Annotated in this window: 21 protein-coding genes; 4 read left to right on the plus strand and 17 right to left on the minus strand. The window is 38.2% G+C overall.

All coding sequences use genetic code 11. From position 1 onward, the window contains the following. The first annotated feature begins 148 nt into the window (after window positions 1–148). Both PDT38_RS10275 and gerQ read left to right on the plus strand, forming a co-directional pair. Window positions 149–1,495, plus strand: coding sequence for a TrkH family potassium uptake protein (locus PDT38_RS10275; protein WP_270801121.1), 1,347 nt, complete (start codon window positions 149–151; stop codon window positions 1,493–1,495). Window positions 1,496–1,794: 299 nt separating this feature from the next. Further along, window positions 1,795–2,310, plus strand: coding sequence for a spore coat protein GerQ (gene gerQ / locus PDT38_RS10280; protein ID WP_270801123.1), 516 nt, complete (start codon window positions 1,795–1,797; stop codon window positions 2,308–2,310). A gap of 39 nt (window positions 2,311–2,349) precedes the next feature. Here gerQ and PDT38_RS10285 read toward each other — a convergent pair whose 3' ends face one another. The 5 genes from PDT38_RS10285 to PDT38_RS10305 all read right to left on the minus strand — a co-directional run bounded on the left by PDT38_RS10285 (window position 2,350) and on the right by PDT38_RS10305 (window position 7,440). Next, window positions 2,350–3,492 (minus strand): ABC transporter permease, encoded by a 1,143-nt coding sequence (locus tag PDT38_RS10285; RefSeq protein WP_270801125.1) that lies wholly within the window; start codon window positions 3,490–3,492, stop codon window positions 2,350–2,352. Window position 3,493: 1 nt separating this feature from the next. Beyond that, window positions 3,494–4,615, minus strand: coding sequence for an ABC transporter permease (locus tag PDT38_RS10290; RefSeq protein WP_270801126.1), 1,122 nt, complete (start codon window positions 4,613–4,615; stop codon window positions 3,494–3,496). Between the two features lie 16 nt (window positions 4,616–4,631). After that, a complete protein-coding gene (locus PDT38_RS10295; RefSeq protein WP_270801129.1) occupies window positions 4,632–5,567 on the minus strand; it encodes an ABC transporter ATP-binding protein in 936 nt (311 codons plus the stop codon). Between the two features lie 111 nt (window positions 5,568–5,678). Beyond that, entirely contained in the window at window positions 5,679–6,785 is a 1,107-nt protein-coding gene (locus tag PDT38_RS10300; RefSeq protein ID WP_270801130.1) for a sensor histidine kinase, read from the minus strand. Window positions 6,786–6,798: 13 nt separating this feature from the next. Next, window positions 6,799–7,440 (minus strand): response regulator, encoded by a 642-nt coding sequence (locus tag PDT38_RS10305; protein WP_270801132.1) that lies wholly within the window; start codon window positions 7,438–7,440, stop codon window positions 6,799–6,801. 651 nt (window positions 7,441–8,091) lie between these two features. On the opposite strand from PDT38_RS10305, the gene PDT38_RS10310 reads away from it, so the two are divergent. Further along, window positions 8,092–9,567: a glycoside hydrolase family 5 protein gene (locus PDT38_RS10310; protein ID WP_270801133.1), complete on the plus strand. Its 1,476-nt coding sequence runs from the start codon at window positions 8,092–8,094 to the stop codon at window positions 9,565–9,567. A gap of 303 nt (window positions 9,568–9,870) precedes the next feature. On the opposite strand, the gene PDT38_RS10315 is transcribed toward PDT38_RS10310, so the two are convergent. The 7 genes from PDT38_RS10315 to PDT38_RS10345 all read right to left on the minus strand — a co-directional run bounded on the left by PDT38_RS10315 (window position 9,871) and on the right by PDT38_RS10345 (window position 15,224). Beyond that, the gene (locus PDT38_RS10315; RefSeq protein WP_270801135.1) at window positions 9,871–10,653 is read right to left on the minus strand and encodes a crotonase/enoyl-CoA hydratase family protein; all 783 of its coding nucleotides are present in this window, start codon (window positions 10,651–10,653) and stop codon (window positions 9,871–9,873) included. Window positions 10,654–10,842: 189 nt separating this feature from the next. Further along, on the minus strand, window positions 10,843–11,289 hold the full coding sequence (locus PDT38_RS10320; RefSeq protein WP_270801137.1) for a MarR family winged helix-turn-helix transcriptional regulator: 447 nt from the start codon (window positions 11,287–11,289) through the stop codon (window positions 10,843–10,845). A 277-nt stretch (window positions 11,290–11,566) separates the two neighbouring features. Further along, entirely contained in the window at window positions 11,567–11,938 is a 372-nt protein-coding gene (locus tag PDT38_RS10325; protein ID WP_270801139.1) for a DUF423 domain-containing protein, read from the minus strand. A gap of 36 nt (window positions 11,939–11,974) precedes the next feature. Next, window positions 11,975–13,261, minus strand: coding sequence for a purine/pyrimidine permease (locus tag PDT38_RS10330; protein WP_270801140.1), 1,287 nt, complete (start codon window positions 13,259–13,261; stop codon window positions 11,975–11,977). A gap of 37 nt (window positions 13,262–13,298) precedes the next feature. Then, on the minus strand, window positions 13,299–13,601 hold the full coding sequence (locus PDT38_RS10335) for a YwdI family protein (RefSeq protein WP_270801141.1): 303 nt from the start codon (window positions 13,599–13,601) through the stop codon (window positions 13,299–13,301). Window positions 13,602–13,706: 105 nt separating this feature from the next. Further along, window positions 13,707–14,399 (minus strand): uracil-DNA glycosylase, encoded by a 693-nt coding sequence (locus tag PDT38_RS10340; protein ID WP_270801143.1) that lies wholly within the window; start codon window positions 14,397–14,399, stop codon window positions 13,707–13,709. A gap of 12 nt (window positions 14,400–14,411) precedes the next feature. Beyond that, window positions 14,412–15,224, minus strand: coding sequence for a glycosyltransferase family 2 protein (locus PDT38_RS10345; RefSeq protein WP_270801146.1), 813 nt, complete (start codon window positions 15,222–15,224; stop codon window positions 14,412–14,414). 176 nt (window positions 15,225–15,400) lie between these two features. Between PDT38_RS10345 and PDT38_RS10350 the strand changes: the two genes are divergently transcribed. Continuing rightward, window positions 15,401–16,210, plus strand: coding sequence for a bifunctional hydroxymethylpyrimidine kinase/phosphomethylpyrimidine kinase (locus PDT38_RS10350; RefSeq protein ID WP_270801149.1), 810 nt, complete (start codon window positions 15,401–15,403; stop codon window positions 16,208–16,210). Window positions 16,211–16,252: 42 nt separating this feature from the next. Here the strand turns inward: PDT38_RS10350 and PDT38_RS10355 are convergent, their stop codons facing one another. From PDT38_RS10355 to PDT38_RS10375, 5 genes are all read right to left on the minus strand, one after another. Further along, window positions 16,253–16,519 carry a hypothetical protein gene (locus PDT38_RS10355; RefSeq protein ID WP_270801152.1) on the minus strand — a complete coding sequence of 89 codons (267 nt, stop codon included), beginning with the start codon at window positions 16,517–16,519 and terminating at the stop codon, window positions 16,253–16,255. 79 nt (window positions 16,520–16,598) lie between these two features. Next, entirely contained in the window at window positions 16,599–18,032 is a 1,434-nt protein-coding gene (locus PDT38_RS10360) for a sucrose-6-phosphate hydrolase (protein ID WP_270801154.1), read from the minus strand. 16 nt (window positions 18,033–18,048) lie between these two features. Continuing rightward, complete coding sequence (locus PDT38_RS10365) at window positions 18,049–19,431, minus strand: sucrose-specific PTS transporter subunit IIBC (protein ID WP_270801157.1); 1,383 nt, start codon at window positions 19,429–19,431, stop codon at window positions 18,049–18,051. Window positions 19,432–19,682: 251 nt separating this feature from the next. After that, window positions 19,683–20,507: a PRD domain-containing protein gene (locus PDT38_RS10370; protein WP_270801158.1), complete on the minus strand. Its 825-nt coding sequence runs from the start codon at window positions 20,505–20,507 to the stop codon at window positions 19,683–19,685. 50 nt (window positions 20,508–20,557) lie between these two features. Continuing rightward, on the minus strand, window positions 20,558–20,824 hold the full coding sequence (locus tag PDT38_RS10375; protein WP_270801161.1) for a hypothetical protein: 267 nt from the start codon (window positions 20,822–20,824) through the stop codon (window positions 20,558–20,560). Window positions 20,825–21,066 lie beyond the last annotated feature (242 nt).

Below are 21,066 nucleotides of genomic sequence, written 5' to 3' on the forward strand. Positions count from 1 at the left end.
GATTTTCTACATAAAGCAGGTCTAAAGAATCAATCATCACCTACTTCTTTATATTGACAAATCCGATATTACACTGTACATTATCATTATTTGAAAAAGTACAAAATGAATGGCGTACCATTTCTAATAGATAGAAAGGATAGACAACATGCCAAAATCGGTTTCAACAAACCTTGTCAAAGGAAAAACAATTAATATTAGTCCACCGCAAACACTGGCACTTAGCTTTTTAATTATTATTGCAGTTGGTGCTTGTTTATTGAAACTGCCAATCGCCTCAACAACATATATCTCTTGGCTTGACGCTCTGTTTACGGCTACCTCGGCAACGACTGTTACTGGCTTGGTTGTCGTTGATACTGGGGTAGATTATACCGTTTTCGGACAAACTGTCATTATGTGTCTGATCCAGGTTGGTGGATTAGGCTTAATGACGTTTGCTGTTTTAATCGTCATGATGATTGGTAAGAAAATTGGTTTACAACAGCGAATTCTCGTTCAGGAAGCTTTTAATCAAACTTCTTTAGGCGGTCTTGTCCGTTTAGTCAAATATTTGTTTATTTTTACCATCGTTATTGAGTTTGTCGCCTTTATCATTCTTTCCATTAGATGGGTTCCTGAATATGGTTTGAAGGAAGGCATGTTTCATAGTATTTTTAACACAATTTCAGCCTTTAATAATGCAGGCTTTTCCCTCTGGTCTGACAGTCTGTCTCAATATGTAGGTGACCCGGTCGTCAACCTTGTGATTACAGGGCTCTTTATCACTGGTGGAATCGGATTTACAGTGATGATAGATTTATGGACAAAACGAAACTTTCGAAAATTGTCGCTTCATTCTAAACTGATGATTGTTGGAACACTAACCATCAACACGATCGCTGCGTTGACGATTTTCATTTTGGAATATGGTAATCCAGGGACTTTAGGAAACCTTTCCTTAACAGAAAAATTATGGGGTGCCTATTTTCAAGGTGTCACACCAAGAACCGCCGGATTTAATACGTTAGATATTGCTCAATTAACAACGCCGTCTCTTCTCCTGATCATCGTTTTGATGTTTATTGGTGCAGGAAGCGCCTCAACAGGAAGCGGAATCAAACTGACGACCTTTATCGTGATGATATTGGCAACCATGACATTTTTACGAGGAAAAAGCGAAACGGTCGTATTTCATCGCGCGATTAAAATGCAAACCATCTTGCGAGCACTGGCCATCATTGTGATTAGTTTTTCATTTGTGATGTTGACGATATTTGTGTTGACAATTACAGAGAATGCTCCCTTCTTAAGTATCGTCTTTGAAGTGTTATCTGCTTTTGGAACAGTCGGCTTATCAACGGGATTGACTCCTGAGTTAACAACTGTAGGAAAAGTAGTTATTATGATGATGATGTTCATCGGCCGCGTTGGTCCGTTAACCATGGCATTTACATTTGCAAAAGAAAAGAAAGCACCAATTCGTCATCCTCATGATGAAGTCATTACAGGATAATGATAGATTGCAATCAAATCGGTTGGATTTTTACGATCCAGCCGATTTTTTTATACCACTCATTTGAAGCTTTAAGTTCAATGAAGACTGACTTTTTTAATCGATCCTGAGAGTTTGTTATATAGGAACATCTCCGATTGAGGCCTATCATTTTTCCCTAAATGTCATATTCAAGATACCTTTCTCATACTGTTTAAGGGATGAGAAATACTGATCTAACATCTTAAATACCGCTCGGTTTCCATGGAGGTTTCCGGGTAAAGGTATGATGTGATTGTTAAGACATAAGGAGGAACGAAATGAAACCGAAAAAAAATCAATTTCAGCCTCTCCAAGAACTTGAAATGCCGGATTTCCGCCAGCAACAAATGGGACCCAATCCTTACCCTCAAACGGGACAAATGTATCAACAGCAAATGCAGCCGCCTTTCCCGCAAATAGGTGGTCAAGAAATGTATCCAACGCAACCGACCGGAGTTCAAGTTCCACCAATGACGACAATGGCTCCACAGCAGGCTGCGGCGCCAAGCATACCTGGGATGCTGCCGTTAGAACAGTCTTACATTGAAAATATTTTGCGACTGAACCGCGGCAAAGTGGCTACTGTGTATATGACATTCGAAAACAATCCGGAATGGGGTGCAAAAGTGTTCAGAGGAGAAATTGAAGCCGCTGGCCGTGACCATCTCATTTTAAGTGACAGAAAAACAGGCGCCCGTTATTTGCTATTGATGGTATATCTTGATTACATTACCTTTGATGAACCGATTAATTATGATTATCCATATCAAATGGCTACTTTTACACCTAGATAAAAGGTTCGGCGCTTACAACCGAACCCTTTTTTTATTTTTTTAGCCAAAATTTCTTACATTGTTATTGTGATTGAATTTGTAGACAACAATTAAGAAAAATGCTATTGCAAAAGCAAGTAAGATCAGAAGATTCAAATATAAATGTTGAAGTTGCTGACCTTCCTGTAATTGTTCAAGTGTCTCTAAAACCCATCTTTGCGGGAGAAAATTAGCTATTTTTTGAGCGAACGTTGGCATCACCTCAACAGGCCAATAACAACCTGACAGCAAAATTGTCGGAGTAAAGATAAGATTTTGCATAGCTCCTACAGTTTTGGAATTGTTCGCGAAAACAACCGTGATCAATGACAGCCCGATCGCACTTAATCCAAATAACATTAAGATAACTGCCATTTGCCAAAGCGGAATCCCTGGTTCAACATGAAAGACATGCTTCATCATCATCGTGGTAAAGAAGATTTGGAATGTGACAACAAGCATACAGACCACGATATTTGACAATACATACTGCTTTGCGGTAATCGGTGTTGTCAAAAGTCTGAAGTACGTTCTGTTTTCTTTTTCTTTAATGAGGATTTCAGACAAACTACCTGCGGAATATAGCATCGCCATTAGAAGAAAACCGATCATAAGATAGTTCATTTCATTTTGATGCTTATCTTCAACTTTATGAATATTCACTTTAAATGTATCAGCTTGATCATGTTGATACATTTTTTGAAAGGCTTTTGAATCCCCCTTCGCCGCATTACCGATCGCTGCAATATGATTAATGTAATGATATAAATACGATTTTACAAAACCAGTAATTTCTGCCCCTTTAATTGAGGAAATTTTAATATGATCTGGCTTCCCTTCATAGACACTTTCAGTGAATCCTTCATCTATTGTTATGACACAATCAAGCTCACCTGCTGCAAGTTTACTTTTCATTTCCGATTGATTGATACTCATGACTTTCATATTGTCAAGCCCTAACAAAAATCCCTTCGTGTCAGCAGCAATCTGGCCACTATCATGATTGACAATCCCAACTTTCACACTTGTACCGTTATGATCTTGGCCAGCCATAAGTGATATAAATATTCCCAGTAGTGGAAGGCATAGAAATAAGATGATATTTTTCTTCTTTTTAAATGTCACATATAATGTGTTCTTAATTAACCAAAGCATCTCTTTCATTTTACAGCCCTTCCCTTCTACGTAATGAAACAAGCGCGATCAGCAACAACAAACTAGATAACCCAGTATTTACCGCAATAGCTGGAAACATTGCCGAAATATCATTTGAAAAAATGATGTTTGTAATGGCTTCATTCGTCCATGTCAGTGGTGAAAGTTTTTTAATGACTGCTATAGCCCCTTCCATATGACCAAGAGGAAAGTAGGCACCTCCAAAAAAACCAACTAGCGGAATGAATACACCGATGATCGCCTTTGCCGCTTCTCCCGTTTTCGTCATCGCGCCAATACCAAGACCGAGACTGACAGCAAATAGTACGACGGTCAACAAAACAATGAGCACAGCACCAAGGTGTTCCCCCCAATTGGCTTTAAATACAGATTTACTAAACGTTACAATTAGAAATATGCAAATCGCATTTGTCAGCATACAACCAAGCAGCTTCCCAGCAAAGATTTCACCTTTACGAAGAGGAGCAGCCATTAGTCGATCAGCCGTTTTTCCAAGTCTTTCTCCTCTAATGAGAAAACTCGCATGCATCGCTCCATAGAGGGCCATTAGCGTTGTCATTGTGACCGCATAATAATCAATCGAGCGCGGCTGTTTGTCTGAATTGATTGATGTTTCCTTAATATAATTGTCATGAGAATGGTTTGCCAAAGCCATTTTGGCATGTTGCGGGTTCACTTTGATGATCTCACGAACAGCTTTGTACTGATTGCTAAACGCCGTCAGCATTCCTTGAATAATGCTCGTTTTAATATTTTGTTTATCACTTTGATAAAGTTTGATACCGCTATCTTTGACTTCAACGTATGCATCATAATGCCCTTGTTTGACTTCTTGTTTTCCGTTCATCCCAGTTGATATTTTTTTGAAATCGACACCAGATTTCTTTGCTTCTTTTGTAAAAACTTCAAAGCCTTTCGCTAGTCCTCCGCTTGACTGATCTTGATAGAGAACCCGAACATCATCAACTTTTAATTGCTTGTCAAAGGCATTTGAAAGCGCGGTTCCCAGAATCATAATGAGTACAATTGGAAATAACAGCATAAAAAATAACGTTCTTTTATCACGAAATGAAGAGATGATTTCTTTTTTAGCAATGTTGAGTATATTCAAACCAAGTACCTCCTTTCTAGTCGCGTAAATTTCTTCCGGTTAAGGTGAGGAACACGGTTTCTAAATTTGGTGCTTTTTCTTCAAATGAACGAATTTCAACAGAACTGCTCATCAATTGCTCAATGATTCGATTTAAATTGTTGACCTCTGCATTAGAGTTGATCTTGAGTAGATTTTCCTCAAGAGAAACCATCTCTACACCACTGACGTTTTTTAGTTTGTCAGTGTCAATGCTTTCTGGATTTTTAACAGCAATCACAATATCTTTTGTATGAGTAATGATCGCTTTTAGCTGTTCTTTTGTTCCTTCAGCAATAATTTTTCCATGGTCGATAATGGCAATTCGTGAACAGATTTCTTCGACCTCTTCCATATAGTGACTTGTATAAATAATGGTACAGCCCATCGCATTCAGTTTTTTAACAGACTCTAAAATATAATTTCTTGACTGGGGATCAATCCCAACTGTTGGCTCGTCCATGATGATCAGCTTTGGTCTGTGCGCAATTGCACAGGCAATATTCAGTCTCCTTTTCATCCCACCTGAAAAATTTTTCGGGAAACTCTTGAATTTATCACTTAAACCAACAAATCGTAATGCTTCTTCAACACGTTCATGCAAATGGGCCCCCCTTAGCCCATATAGCCCCGCGAAAAACTTCACGTTTTCATATGCTGTTAAATCTTCGTAGATCGCTAAGTCTTGAGGCACAATACCAATATTCATTTTGGCAAACTTTTGGTTTTTGGCAATGTTTTGACCAAGAATAAATATCTCACCTTCATTGCTCCGCAGTAAACTTGCAATCATATGAATGGTTGTACTTTTTCCAGCGCCATTTGAACCAAGAAATCCAAATATTTCACCCTCAGCTATTGATAATGATAGATTGTCAACAGCAACAAAATCACCAAATTTTTTCGTCAGATTTTTTATTTCTAGTACATTCATGATTTCCACCTCATTTTTACTTGACAACTTTATTATAAAAAAAAGATGAACTCTGCGGCAGTGCAGCAATTCATCTTTTCAACATGAGAATACTCATATTTTCATATGAAATCATTCATATTTCGGCAATAATGTCGTGACAGAGAATCCATTAGAACCATCAACGATCACCTTGCCATGAACAGTGGCCGCTCGCTCTTCCATGCCGATAATACCCATGCCTTTCTTAATTTTTCCGTGTCCTTTCCCATTGTCTTTTACTTCAACTTTAATCAGAGTATTAAGAACATGGATATTGATTGACACATGTGTCGCCTTTGCATACTTCATTGTATTGGTTAACGCCTCTGTCATATTTTCAAAGATGATTTTCCATTGAATATGAGAAATAACATCTAAATCGCCTTGATAAAGAAAAGAGATTTGAATATGATTCCGAGCTGAACATTCATCTATTAATAACTTTAGCCTGTTGACCCCCATCTGTTCGGGAGACGGTTTGATGTTCTTCAATGTCCATCTGATCTTTTCAATTCCCTCTTTTGATATATGGATCGCATTTTGCAATAGTTCGGCAGCCTTTTGTTTATCTTTTTCCAGCAAACGTTTTGCTGCTTCCAGTTGAATAAGTGTCCCCGTCATTGAATGACCGATTTTATCATGTATTTCCTGGGAAAGACGGTTACGTTCTTCTAATTGAAATGTATATTGAGACTGTCTCATATACTCTTTATTTTCATTGAGCTTTTTCGTTAAAGTGTAAATATTTTTCCTCGTTTGATCGACTTGGTTTTCAAGCTTTTCAATTCGAGTTGCATCCTGTTTTGTCATGGAAAACAACAAATAAGAAAAAGCGGTTGTTAATCCATAAATAGCTGCTAATTGTTCGTCGATTAAAATGATAGGGACTAATGATATGCCAAATTTCACTCTTCGAAATCTTAGCGTATCACCCCCACATTCATAGATATTCAAAGGTAACAATAAGATAAATAAAGGCTCAACCTCAAAATAAGAAAAAACGGAAAGGAGCATCGATATGATGGTGAAAACTTTTTTTACCGTTCTTTTTTTAATGATCGCGATTGAAAGATTTATACAGAAATAAATAAGCAGACAAAACACAAGCAATGGTATTTTAACATGTTCTGAATACATACAACGATAGATTATAAAACCGACTATAATAAGCTTACTCATCATGATTCGTAATTCCATTGTGATCCCTCAGTTAAAAGTTTACCTTTCCCGTCAAATAATAAATTGCAATTTGTGTTCGATGATCAAGCCCTGTTTTCCCCAAGATCGAAGAAATATAGTTGGCGACTGTCCCTTCAGAAATAAACAGTTCCTTTGCCATTTCTTTATTTGAAAGTCCCCTGGCGATAAGCGCCATAATGCTCAATTCTCTTTCAGTAAATAGATGTTGATCGATTTTAAGCTCCGGTTCTTGGCTTTTGATTAACTTCGATTTTAGCTTATCAATGACAATATCCTGCATAACAGTGTGTCCATAATAAACACTCTTCATCGCATCTCTAATTCGTTCCGGTTCTGTATTTTTCAATAAATATCCTTTTGCTCCATTTTGAATGGCCGCAACAATATATTCATCATCATCAAACGTCGTTAAAATAAACGGTTTTGTATTTGTTTGTAAAGAAATGAACTTTGTAGCTTCTACTCCATTCATATTTGGCATTCGAACATCCAAGAGTGCAATATCGACCGTTTCGCTTAAGCAAAAATCAACCGCCTGCCGGCCATCCTCAACTGTAGCTAATACTTCAAATTCCTCGTACGTACTCAGGATGATTTTCATCCCTTCTCTAATAAATGAATTGTCATCTGCTATGATTAGTTTGATTTTCATTCTTTTATTCGGAAGATGAGACTTTCCGAAATGTACACTCCCTTCTGGACTACATTAAATTTATCATGAAAATGTACTTTTACTACTCATTTTTTTAGTAGAAGTGCTGGTAATTCCTTGACCTCAAGTCTACAGCAAAAAATGATCGGCTCCTAGTAGAAGATGCTATGTTCAAATTTAAAACAAATATTAGCATCTGACAGTGGTTATAAACAACACCAGATAGACTAGTTCTTGAAGACGCTACGCTTTTTGGCTGATCACTGTCATCATCTTAATGTTCAAAACCAACTCCAAATGTTTAACAAAGAAGTTGATTATAGAGGCAAAGTCAGTCATTGCATCCGAAAACACCAACAGGCTGCCCGACAATCACAAATACTAAACCTAGGATGCCATAAATGATCGTTTACAAAATATAATAGAGTCAGTCCCAACATTGCAGGTTAATTTCACAAATTCAAACGGTACGTAATTCCTAAACTACATAAATTTTATATGCCAAATTCATTATTTTTGACGATCTTTCAGAAAATATATTGTTTTTCTTTCATCTCGTCTGTAGAATTTAATTCGATCGATAGACGATCGTTCTCTTCATTGTTAAGGAAATGAAAAATGAGTTGCAAAAAATGAGATAGAGGTGATGACATGAGAGTAATAAAAAATGTTCAAAGTTTGATGTTATGTTTTCTTTTGATTCTATCGACTTTAGGATTTGTTTCTACTTCAGAAGCAAAAGCAGCCAAAGGATTTCATGTAAGCGGAAACACTTTGTATGATGCAAAAGGCAATCCTTTTGTGATGAGAGGGATTAACCATGCTCATTCATGGTATAAAGATGATTCTGCAACAGCTATCCAAGCCATTGCAGCAACAGGAGCAAATGCAGTTCGAATTGTCCTTTCAGACGGTAGTCAATATACAAAGGATGATGTCCATACAGTAAAAAAACTTATTCATCTAGCAGAGAAAAATAAACTTATTGCTATATTAGAAGTTCATGATACCACTGGGAAAGATGATGTTGCTGCTCTGAACAATGCTGTTGATTATTGGATTAGCATAAAAGAGGCTCTTATCGGTAAGGAAGATAAAGTCATCATTAATATTGCAAACGAGTGGCATGGTACTTGGGATAGTGCAAAATGGGCAGAAGGCTACAAACAAGCGATCCCAAAATTAAGAAATGCAGGATTGAACCATACATTCATTGTTGATTCTGCAGGTTGGGGTCAGTATCCAGCTTCAATTCATCATTATGGAAAAGATGTGTTCAATGCAGATCCATTAAAAAATACCATGTTCTCTATTCATATGTATGAGTATGCAGGTAAAGATGCGGCTACAGTAAAATCAAATATTGACAATGTTCTTAACGAAGGTCTTGCTTTAATCATCGGTGAATTTGGAGAAAGACATACAAATGGAGATGTAGACGAAGCAACCATTATGAGTTATTCACAACATAAAAATGTTGGCTGGCTTGCATGGTCTTGGAAAGGAAATAGTTCAGACTGGGAATACTTGGATTTATCGCATGATTGGGCTGGTCACAATTTAACGTCGTGGGGTAACACAATCGTTCATGGTTCTTATGGTTTAAAAGCGACGTCTAAATTATGTTCAATATTTGATAAGAATCATCATTCAGGGAATCCAAACAGACCAGAAAACATTCTTTATAATTTTGAAACAGGAACACAAGGCTGGAGTGGTGAAAATGTTTCAGGTGGTCCTTGGCATACAAACGAATGGTCGGCAAAGGACAACTATTCTTTAAAAGCAAACGTTCAATTAAGTCCTCACTCTAATCATTATCTATCTCTAACTAAACAACAAAATTTTAGCGGAAAATCTCAATTAAAAGCAACCGTAAAGCATGCAAACTGGGGAAACATCGGGAATGGGATCAATGCAAAACTATATATAAAAACCGGTTCTAATTGGAAATGGTTTGATGGAGAAAGGGTAAAAATGAATGCAGCAAATGGAACGACTGTATCATTAAATTTATCATCGATCTCGAATTTACATGATGTGAAAGAAATAGGTGTTCAGTTTATAAGTGCTTCTAATAGCAGCGGTCAATCAGCTATATACGTTGATCATATAGCTATTCAATAAAGTCATTTATTTGCTAATCTCCGTTATCAGGGGGTTAGCATTTTTATTTTTCTAACCTTTCATAATCATAACCATCTGAAAAAACCGCGTCTGAAAGAAAAAGCTATTCTAGAAGAAGAACAATTTAAAATCAATTTTTATAGAAATGAACAACAGATGCAACTATAACATTCTTCACTTAGGTGAAGTTCATTTGTTGGTCTGTTAAACAGACATACCCATTATCTCAGATGTACTTGCTAACATAAAAAAAGCCAAACTTAGGATTGGCTTCATTGACAAGGAAATTTAGTCGTTTTCATTTTAACGTCCTTTAAAAACTGCATGCCTTCGTTCGAGGAATGAAACAGCACCTTCCTTTGCATCCTCTGTTTGTAACAAATTAAGTACCGTCTGCCAAATCTTTTGGTTAGCAGCTTTTTCATTTTCCAACAATGCTAAACGAGCCATTTTTATCGTAGCCTGTGTTCCTAAAGGGGCTTGTCGTGAAACCTTTTCAGCTAACTCAATCGCACGTGGAAGAAGTTCATCTTTTTCGACAACTTCTTGAATCATTCCAAAACGAAACGCTTCTTCACTTGAGAATTCATCACCTGTAAGCATGTATCTCATTGCAGTCCCCCATCCAGCTTCATGAACAAAGCGAGATGTCGCCCCTCCAAACGGGTATATTCCTCTTTTCACTTCCAGCTGTGAAAAACGAGTCTCTCTTGCAGCAAGTCGAATATCACTGGCAAGGGCTAGTTCAATACCTAGAGTTAAACATAATCCATGGATTGCACAAATTAATGGTTTTGTACGAAATGGCTCTTTTATTTGCCAAGGATCTATTGATGTTTCAGGATACTGGTACAGTTCACCCTTAGCAATAGATGGACCTACTTCAGCTAAATCCAGTCCAAGAGTAAAATGTTTTCCATGAGCAAACATGACACCACAACGCAAATCTGGATCTCTTTCAAGTTCTCCTAGAGCTGCAGCCAGATCAAAGATCATTTCCTGATTAAAAAGATTATTTTCATCTGGACGATTTAAACCAATCAATAATACATGACTCTTTTTTTCTAAAGTAATCGTATTTTCCACTACAAAAACCTCCTTAAATTCGATCGATTCATATAAGAAGACGTTAGTTAGTGGTATAGTGAATGCAAATCCCTAGTCATTCTAAAGCTACTTCGGTCGGTTGCGGCATATGACCACCAATACTGAAAGTCTTCCTAGACCTTGGGAGCCGCTTCGGTCCCTTTATATCCCACAATTTTCAGAGTAAGTTCACAGCGACTCATTTTCATTCTTTTTCATATCCCCTGATCCAATCGTATTTAACATTTTCTTAAACCATTGTGTTTCCTCAACATTAAAATTTTCCATGACTTCATGATTCAATTCAACCATCTTTTGAGTTAAGGTAACTTCCATTTCTTTTCCTTTTTCCGTTAGAAAAATGAGCTTGTTACGACGATCATGCGGATCAGACTGTCGTTTAATAAATCCGTTCCGTTCCATTCGATCTATGATACCTGTAATCGTTGCACTATCGATACGCAAATGTTTCCCTAATTTAGATCCAAGTTGTCCATCAGCACGCCATAACTCACGTAAGATAGAAAATTGGACTGGGGTTATACCATAAGTTTGGAATTTAGACTTACTAAGTTGTGAAACTCTTTGTAATGCTTTAGCTAAGAGGAATTGGATACACATTTCGTTCTTTTCCATGAATCACTCACCTTTTCTAAAATTTTCCGACCACGTTTATGTTAACACGTACTCAAGTAATTTGCATACAAGTAATTCGAACTAATTCGTAAATTCATGAGAAAGTCACATAAAAAACCAACCCCAAAGGATTGGCCTAAATGTAAAGAAAAGCTCGATATTAAATCTATATATAAGATTTATTTTCAAATAAGAGTCTTGCCCATATGAAAAATGGGGTTTGTTCAGCACTTTGCTTTTCACCAAACCAAAGGATTGGTTCTTTTCGCGAAAGCCATTATAAGTATTTAACCGCAGACACAACCACCATGATCCACGCGACAATAAAAGCTACACCGCCCAGCGGAGTGATGGCGCCAAGAACACTGATTTGCGTGAGGCTTAAGACGTACAAGCTACCGGAAAATAAGATAATTCCGATAAACATCAGCCAACCGGCAACAGTTAAACTTCCTGCACCTGTTATTCTGCCAGCAACAAGCGCGATGGCGATTAACCCAAGTGCGTGATACATATGATACTGGACACCCGTTTGCCAAATTTGCATATATTTCTCGGGAATTTTCCCTTCAAGCCCATGGGCACCAAATGCCCCCAAAGCAACGGCAAGCATCGCATTTATAGAACCTATAATTAAAAATAATTTCATGATCAATTGCCACCTTTCTCTTTCTGTTCATGACACTCAAGATTTCTTTTTTCTTAACTGAATTTGTTCTATGGCAATGGCCAACATTGTACCAAGGACAAGACCATTACTTAAAATGGATACAATCACAGGATGCATCCCTTCCAAGGCACTCTCAGGGACAAACATCACACCTACTCCTGCCAAAAGGGAAATTCCGATGAGAAACCGGACACGACCTATCTCACTTGCCTCATAAGAATCAAATTCAGAAAAAGCCATACCGATCATCGTTGAGAACACAACAAAATTAACAGCAAAACCAACAGGAGACGGTAAACTTGCAAATAAATTCATGACCAGCGGAAAAAAACTGATGAGAATAATAATAAAACTCCCTAATAAAAACGGTTTCTTCGAAGACATTCTGGTTGTTTGGATAAAACCGGCCGCTCCGGAAATCGGCACTGTTCCTACTGCCCCCAGAAAGCCGCTGAGTAAATGACCAGCCGCAGCAATAAATCCAGCCGGACGAGCTCGGTTTCTTTCCTCCAGCTTTTCAACTTGTTGAACAGCGACTTCAACTACGCGAATACTGGCCAGCATGTTGACGATTAACAACATCGTAATGAACAAAGAAGTCACAATTAAACCACTATCAAACACCGGAACCCCGAAAGGAAACAGACTAGGCATGTGAAAAAATTGATCTGTATGCTGCGGAACCTTTGCCACACCAAACAGAGCGAATAAAATCCAGCCACCAAAAAGCGCAACTAAAATAGAATATTGTTTAAAAAACGCTACATTCGACTTACTCATAAGAAATGTGGCCATCATAATGACACCTGCAAGCAAAAAAACGAGACCGTCAACTTCATCCTTGCGGTAGCCAATTCCCATGACACCTTTGATAATCGGTTCACTCAGCTGTATCACCAAAAGTAATAAATATATACCTGTCACAGCAGGAGTAAACATCACGGCTAATTGATCAATAATCTTAAATAGACTAAAAAAGAAAAAGAAAACTGCGCTTAACAACATGGCCCCCTGTAATGCTTGGAGTGTTTCCCCAAAGGATGCAAATACTGTTCCAGTAAGTCCAGCATAAATCGTGTAGACTCCCCACCAAAGACCGGCCGGACTCTCATTAATCGGCAAACGGTGTCCTAGCAAACATTGAACAAAAGCAGTTGTTCCTAAGACGAAAAATGTGCTTTGAATCAGTTCAGCTGTTTCAAGCTGATTCAGTTCAAATGCCTGCCCAATAGCAATAGGGACCACGATAGCGGACGCAATAATAAATGCTGTCCATTGTAAAGCCCCAAAAAACAATTTCACATTGATCAACCTCTCTCTTTAAAAACAAACAAGCTCTTTAAAAATCAAAAATCGAATCGCCGTTCGCCTCATCCTCTCGTTTTTGTTTCTCTTGTTTTTGAAATTGTTCAGCCCCGCTCGTTCCCATCATTTTTTCTAGCATCAGGTCGCCTGAAGTTTTTTTCCCTGACTGTGAATAAGGAGAAGACTGAACGGCCGGACGCTGTTCTTCAACAATGACATCACAAAGGGAGCGGATAACTGCAATGTGTAATGTAAGCTCACTCTCCTGACGACAATTCTTTGCCTTTTTCAGTTCATCCTCCATCTTCTGAAGCAGACTGGATATATGTATGTTCATGAACTTAATCCTCCAAACCGTTTTTGATTTCCACTTCATTTTAACAAATAAGCTAGACTGATGCAGATGACAATTTGTTATTTTCTACCGATAAAAACCTTTTTTCTAGGATTCCAGTTCAACCAACTTCGGTATCGACCAGTCGATCGGCTCTTCATTGATTTGTTTCAGGAATTGATTTGCCCTTGAAAATGGTCTACTACCAAAAAACCCGTTTCTCGCTGAAAAAGGGCTAGGGTGTGATGATTGAATGATAAAGTGCTTTGAGATATCAATTCTCTCTTTCTTCAGCTGAGCATGGCGCCCCCATAGAATAAAAACGACCGGCTTTTCTCGTTTGTTTAAAACATCAATCACACTGTCTGTTAACTGTTCCCAGCCTTTTCCCTTATGTGAATTTGCCTGTCCTCGTCTGACAGTCAAAACGGTGTTTAACAATAAGACTCCTTGTTGTGCCCAACTGACGAGTGAGCCATGATTTGGAATTTCTGCTCCTATATCATCGTGCAACTCGATAAAAATATTTTTTAAGGATGGCGGTGGATTTACTCCCGGCTTGACAGAAAAACTTAAACCATGTGCTTGTCCAGGCCCATGATACGGATCCTGCCCCAAAATCACCACTTTAACCTGATCATAGGAAGTATAATGTAACGCATTATAAATATCGTTTGGCTCAGGATAAATCGTATGCTCCCGGTACTCCTTTTTCAACATTTCCCTTAATTCTTGATAATAGGGCTTATCAAATTCATCTTGTAGCTGTTCCCACCAGCTGTCATTCAATATTTGTTTCAATGGTTTAACCTCCTAAAAAGTTACGTTACTAAACCTTGAGATAACAGGTTTGCCGTCCCAGACAATCTCACTAACAGCTTGTCTTTTTTTTAATTCTGGTTCATCAAGAAGTGTAAAAAAATTTTCCGCAGGCAAACTGCCAAGCTGATGCTTTTCAGAGAGAATATCTAAATAATACTGTCGCTTTTTACCGAGATGGCTAGATTGGTTGTCTCCCTGATTTGAAAACGCATAGATGACACTTGCCACAGGCACTCTTTTCACTTGAAAACTCGCTGCTGTTCGCAGAAAAAAGTCCCAATCCCAATAATGATGGACACCGGGATCAAAATAGCCGATATCTTGATGAAGCGAGCGTTTATACATACTTCCAGAAGGAATAAATGTAGAAAACCTTCGCATCTCTTCCAAATGGAGCGCATAAGCAAAAAGACGCCGACTTATCGGAATTCGCGTCTCATCTTTTATGTTAAAAGACACGATTTCTGCATCTGAATAAACGAGATCAGCCGTCTTCATTGCCTTTGCCATTCTTTCCATATGACAGGGCGTAAAGAAATCATCATCATCACTGAGCATGATAACATCTCCAGTTGCTTCTTTCACCCCTATATTTCTCGCTTTAACATGCTTGACATTTTCAGCTAGATCGATCACTTTAATCGGAAGATCTGAATAAAGCCACTGTACAGAGTCGATTCTTTCACCAGCATCATTGACAATAATGACTTCGAATGGCTTAATAGATTGGTTGACAATAGATTCGAGCAATTCACATAAAGCAGGGATTCTGTTATGCGTTACAATGACAATAGATATTCTCACGAATGAAGTAGCTCCTTTTTTTAAAACTCTTTTTCTATTATAAAACATAAAATATTCATTTTAACATGAACAAAAGTCCGATATTCTTGATTTGTGATCTATTAAAAACCTGACTATAATAAATACTAACCACTCTATAGGATGGAATTGATTATCATTTGGAGGCTTGACTTAACATGACAATGCACAAAGCACTAACAATTGCCGGCTCTGATTCAAGTGGAGGTGCCGGTATTCAGGCAGATTTGAAAACATTCCAAGAAAAAAACGTTTACGGGATGACAGCTCTAACGGTTATTGTTGCTATGGATCCCACTAACAACTGGAATCATCAAGTTTTCCCCGTTGAAAAGGATATTTTACGTTCACAGCTTCAAACCATTGTAGAAGGTATTGGTGTTGATGCGATGAAAACAGGTATGCTTCCAACTGTTGAGATCATCGAAATCGCAGCTGAAACCATTAAAGACCACCATATGAAAAATGTTGTGATTGATCCAGTCATGGTATGTAAAGGTGCAAATGAGGTACTTTATCCGGAACATGCGAAAGCATTGCGTGAACTTCTGACCCCGCTTGCAACAGTGATTACACCAAACCTTTTTGAAGCTGGACAACTTAGCGGTCTTGGAGAGATTAAAACCGTTGAACAAATGAAAGAAGCCGCTAAATTAATTCATCATCTTGGTGCTAAACACGTCCTGATTACAGGCGGAGGAAGACTAGCACATGAAAAAGCTGTCGATGTTCTGTACGATGGTCAAGAAACCGAAGTCATTGAAGGAGATCGGATTGAGACACCTTACACACATGGAGCAGGCTGCACTTATTCCGCAGCGATCACAGCTGAACTTGCGAAAGGTTCCAGTGTAAAAGAAGCGATTTATTCTGCTAAGGAATTTATTACAGCAGCTATTCGCGAATCGTTTAAGTTAAATCAATTTGTTGGACCGACAAAACATTCTGCCCTCCGTTTTAGCAAATAAAAAAATGACCCCTTTTTCGAAGAAAGGGGTCTTATCTTAAATCTAACTGTCTTCACGTTTTATATTTCTAGCCGATGTTCTTAAAAACGCCTCAATCGCCTTAACAAACAGAGCATATTCTTTCATTTGTTGATAGGTGCTTGACAGTTTTTCTTTGACTTTTTCATCATCCAGAATTGTTTTCTCTTTATCACTGACGAGCTTTTGCACTTGAAGGAGCAAATAATTATATTCTTCTCTCGTATCCTCGATATGATCTGCAATTTTTTTCAACCGTATGGCTGTCAAATTCTGTTGTTTTTGATCCAAGAAAACAACCCCTTTACAACTGCACAGTCTCTCTATAAGTAGCATATCATAATGGGATTGTAACAGGAAATCATCGTGCTTATTTCATTGTCCAAGAGGTCATATTCAATGATAGACTTTTTCTGCTACTGATCAACACGTCATTATTTCCCGGGTAAGGAAAATAGCGAGCTGTAAATACTTCTTCTCCATCGTTTACAAACATCTCAATTGAAGAAGCGTCTAAAAAGATGTCTAACTCTCTAAGTTCACCAATCTTGCAATGCCTTGATTCCACGCGTTCATCAAGATAACTGTTTCTTTCCAAAGTCAGGACACCATCTTCTTTCCTATAGATAAGCCGGGCTGCTCCTCTAAAGGATAGCTCAAATCCTTCTTCTACCTTTAGTGAACTAAGGAAAAGTTCAGTTTTCTCATGGTCGATATTTAGTTTTTCGGCAGCTTGACTGAGTGAAATCTCAAAGTTTTGTTCATTTTTCCGTAATGTTCTAAGCTCCTGAACCGGTTTTTGAATCAACTTATCATTCTGTAAGGTTAATTCCCTTGGCAATGTCATGCAATGCACCCAGTGATTCGGGATTGTCGGATGACTTTCTTCACCCTGGTCAGGAACACCCATCCAGGCAAATAAAATTCTTCTGCCTGATTCGTCCTCTGTCGTCTGTGGTGCATAAAAATCAAAACCACGGTCAAGTTCTTCAAATTCTCCATGTTTATATTCCGGTTTTTGTTCGTCTAACTGACCAACAAAATAACCTGACTGATAAACATTTTGATAACGGAAACCTTCAGCTTTTAATCCTTGAGGGCAGACAATCAAGACATCTTTTCCCCCAAGTGGCATCATATCTGGACATTCCCACATATAACCGAACTCACCAAGTGAACCTTTGTTTGAGCCGGCCATATCGCCAAGAAACGTCCAGTCTTCTAAGTTTTCAGAAGTAAACAATACCGCTCTGCCTTCCAAACGTTCGGTCTGCGCCCCAACTACCATATACCAGCGGCCGTCTTTTTGCCACACTTTTGGATCGCGGAAATGAGGCGTGTATCCCTCAGGAAGTCTCGCGACAACACCCTTCTTTTCAAACGAGATACTGTCTTTTGAGACAGCAAGGCATTGATAAGTTTCCCTATTTCCCTCAGCATCTTTCACATTCCCTGTATAGAAAACGTGAAGCTGATCATTGTCAGCGATGGCACTTCCTGAGTAACATCCATTTTTATCAAACCAATCGCTTGGCGTGAGAGCGATCTCCTCATGTTGCCAATGGACAAGGTCTTCTGAGGAGTAATGTCCCCAGAATTTTGACCCGTGTCCAGTTTTAAAAGGCAACCATTGATAGAAGAGGTGATAGACCCCTTTCCACTGAATGAAACCATTTGGATCATTCAGCAGACCGACAGGAGGCATAATGTGATAATGCAATCTATAAGGGTCACGGTTGACAATCTCTTGATATTCCTTAACCCGATCGACTGCTTGCTTGCGAAGTTCCTGATCTTTACTCATTCGTTCAAACCCTCCATTAGCTCTTTTTCTCGTCTTCTTTAATGCCTAAGAAAAAGGCTGTGACAAAGGCAACTGAAACCGCGATCACCATTCCGATAAGATAATTGATAAGATTGGCGTTTCCAAGTGGTGCAGCGATCGCAATCATCGGAATTCCTGTCAAACCGTAAGCATTTGCAGCGACATTCATAAAGACAACATATGCAGCACCTAATGCACCACCGACCATTGCACCGATAAACGGTTTGCGGTAACGAAGATTCACACCGAAGATAACGGGTTCAGTAATGCCAAGGAATGCTGAGAATGCAGCAGGTAACGCAATTTCTTTTGTTTTTGCACGTTTCGCCATAAAGAATACGGCTAGTCCAGCTCCACCTTGCGCAACATTGGCCATTGACCAGATTGGCAGCAAGTAGTTTTTTCCAATATCAGCAAGGAGCCCAGCCTCAATTGCATGGAAGCTATGATGAACCCCAGTTAAAACGATTAAGGAGTAGGTGCCTCCAAAGACAAGTCCAGCGACAGGTCCAGCAAATTCATATACATTTGTTAAAGCGGTTGAGATCCCTGTACCAAGCATTCTACCTAAAGGACCAATTGCAATAAACGCGATAAATCCACTTGAAATAATCGTAACAAACGGTGTTACTAACAGGTCGATTGCATTTGGAACAATCTTTCTGACACCTTTTTCGATTTTACTCATGACATATACAGCAAGTAAAATTGGAATAACTGTACCTTGATAACCAAGCATTTCAAGTTTAAGACCGAATAAATCCATCACACCTGGTGTTCCTTCTGCCAATCCCCACGGATTAAACAAACTTGGGTGAATTAAAATTCCACCGAGAACAGCACCTAAATAAGGATTGCTACCAAACTCTTTTGCAGCACTGACACCAATTAAGATCGGCAGGATAATAAATGCAGAACTTGAGAACATGTCGAGCATTTTATACAGTGCCGTCTCAGGATCAACCCAGTTAAACGCCTTCATCATTCCTAAAAGACCCATTAATAAACCGCTTGCAACAATCGCCGGGATAATCGGCACAAATATGTTTGACAACGTTTTCGCAAATCGGGCCAACGGATTCATTTTTTGTTTTGCAGCTTCACTGTGTTGAACTGTTTCTTTTTGATCGAGATCCAGTTCTTTCGCAAACTCTGCATACACTTTATTGACTAACCCAGTCCCAAAAATAATTTGGTATTGACCAGAGCTGGAAAAAGCTCCTTTTACTCCATCAAGCTCTTCAACCTGTTCTTGGTCGATTTTTGTTTCATCGTTTATAACTAAACGCAACCTTGTTGCACAATGTGCAGCGCTAACAATATTATCTTCTCCGCCAAGAAGCTCAATGAGACGTACAGCGATTTCTTTGTGATTCATGATGATTCCTCCTTTTTATTTAAAAGCAGAAAAGACCTAAAATTCACCAATGAATATGAGGATAAAGTTCCCCCACTCATTTAAGCAAATTTTAGGTCTTGCCTGCTCTACCAGTCACAATCCCCGGTATTTAGTTTTAACACAAACTCATTATATTATGTGTTAGCGCTTTCGTCAACCTTTTTTAAAAATTTGTTATTTCTCTATGAAGAATGTACTAAAAAAGCCTGAACACAGGAATATCAGCGGTATTACAAATCGTTTAATCGCTGAATATGCAGCGTAATATAGCCAATCTCTGACTCTGGAAGATCAAGTTCATATTCAGTTTTTAAATAATCAGCCAGTTCTACTCCACATCGATATGATATAGGATACTTTTGCTTTATAAAATAAAGCATGTCATCATCCATGACATGGAATGCTTCATTTGATTCAAACCGATTAATCGCATACCTTAAATGTGTCACAAGACGCTGATATGAAATGCTGTTTTCATCTATTTTTTGATCAAAAAAACGTTCGATTTTTTCAATCAGTTCTTTAATGATCGTTGTATATTTAAGGGTAGTATGCATATTTTCCGCATCCATTTTTGCGGTATGAATATGCAGTGCGATATACCCCGCTTCATCCTCAGGCAAATCTATATTTAATTTTTCTTTGACCAACTCTATGGCCCAAAGTCCAATCTCATACTCTTTTTTATAAAGCGCTTTTATTTCGTTTAATAATTTATTTCGAACCGTTAAATCTTTTTGAATTCGTTCAATTGCAAATGATAAATGATCGACAAGGGCAATGTGAATATGATCACTTAACGGTGCGGACAGCTGTCCTTCCGCATAGCTGATAATCTCTTCAGCTACTTCAATATGCTTTTCTGGAAGTGTTTCAAGTATTTGTTTGAATTTCTCGTTTTCCTCATGGATGGTAAAAATTTTCTCGACTTTTTTTCTAATAATAGTGTCGTTTTTACCTTTTTGAAAAGCAATTCCCGGCCCCATGACAATTTTCTCTTGTCCATCCTCCTTTATAATTGCTGCATTGTTATTTAATACCTTGTAGATTTTCATCGCTGTCACCCACTTCCCATTATGAGTGGGATTTTACATGGTTTGTTCACTTATGTAAAGTCTGGCCCAGCCCTTGCCCATTTTAGTAATCGTTTGAACCTCATTGTATCCCTTTCTTTCTTTGGTAAAATACATGCTTGTCTATTCTGTTCTAATCGTTTTTTCTTACTCCCTCCAAACTCCAGTAATCCACCAAAATAGAGATTTGCTTTTTTGGATAAACAGCTCAGCATGTTGATCTGCCTTTGTCTAACAGGCATGACATAATGAAGCAGTACAATTACCCACAGTTTCATAAAAGCTAGAAAACTTTCCATATAAATCCCTCCATTTTTTCTAGTTTCTCTATTAACTTCAGACTCTATCTTAACTTGGAAAACTAGAATTGTTTGTCATAATCTGGGTGAAAAATTGTTCTAGTTTTTAGAAGTTTTGTTGAAAACTGAAGGATATGCTTATTCACAGCTTATCCTAAGGATAAACACATGTTACCCACAGTAGATATCCACATATCCACATAACAGTTCAATATTTAGTGTTCGAACACATATTCCTCACA

It is taken from the genome of Bacillus changyiensis (assembly GCF_027706145.1).
GTDB classification, from domain to species: domain Bacteria; phylum Bacillota; class Bacilli; order Bacillales; family Bacillaceae; genus Bacillus; species Bacillus changyiensis.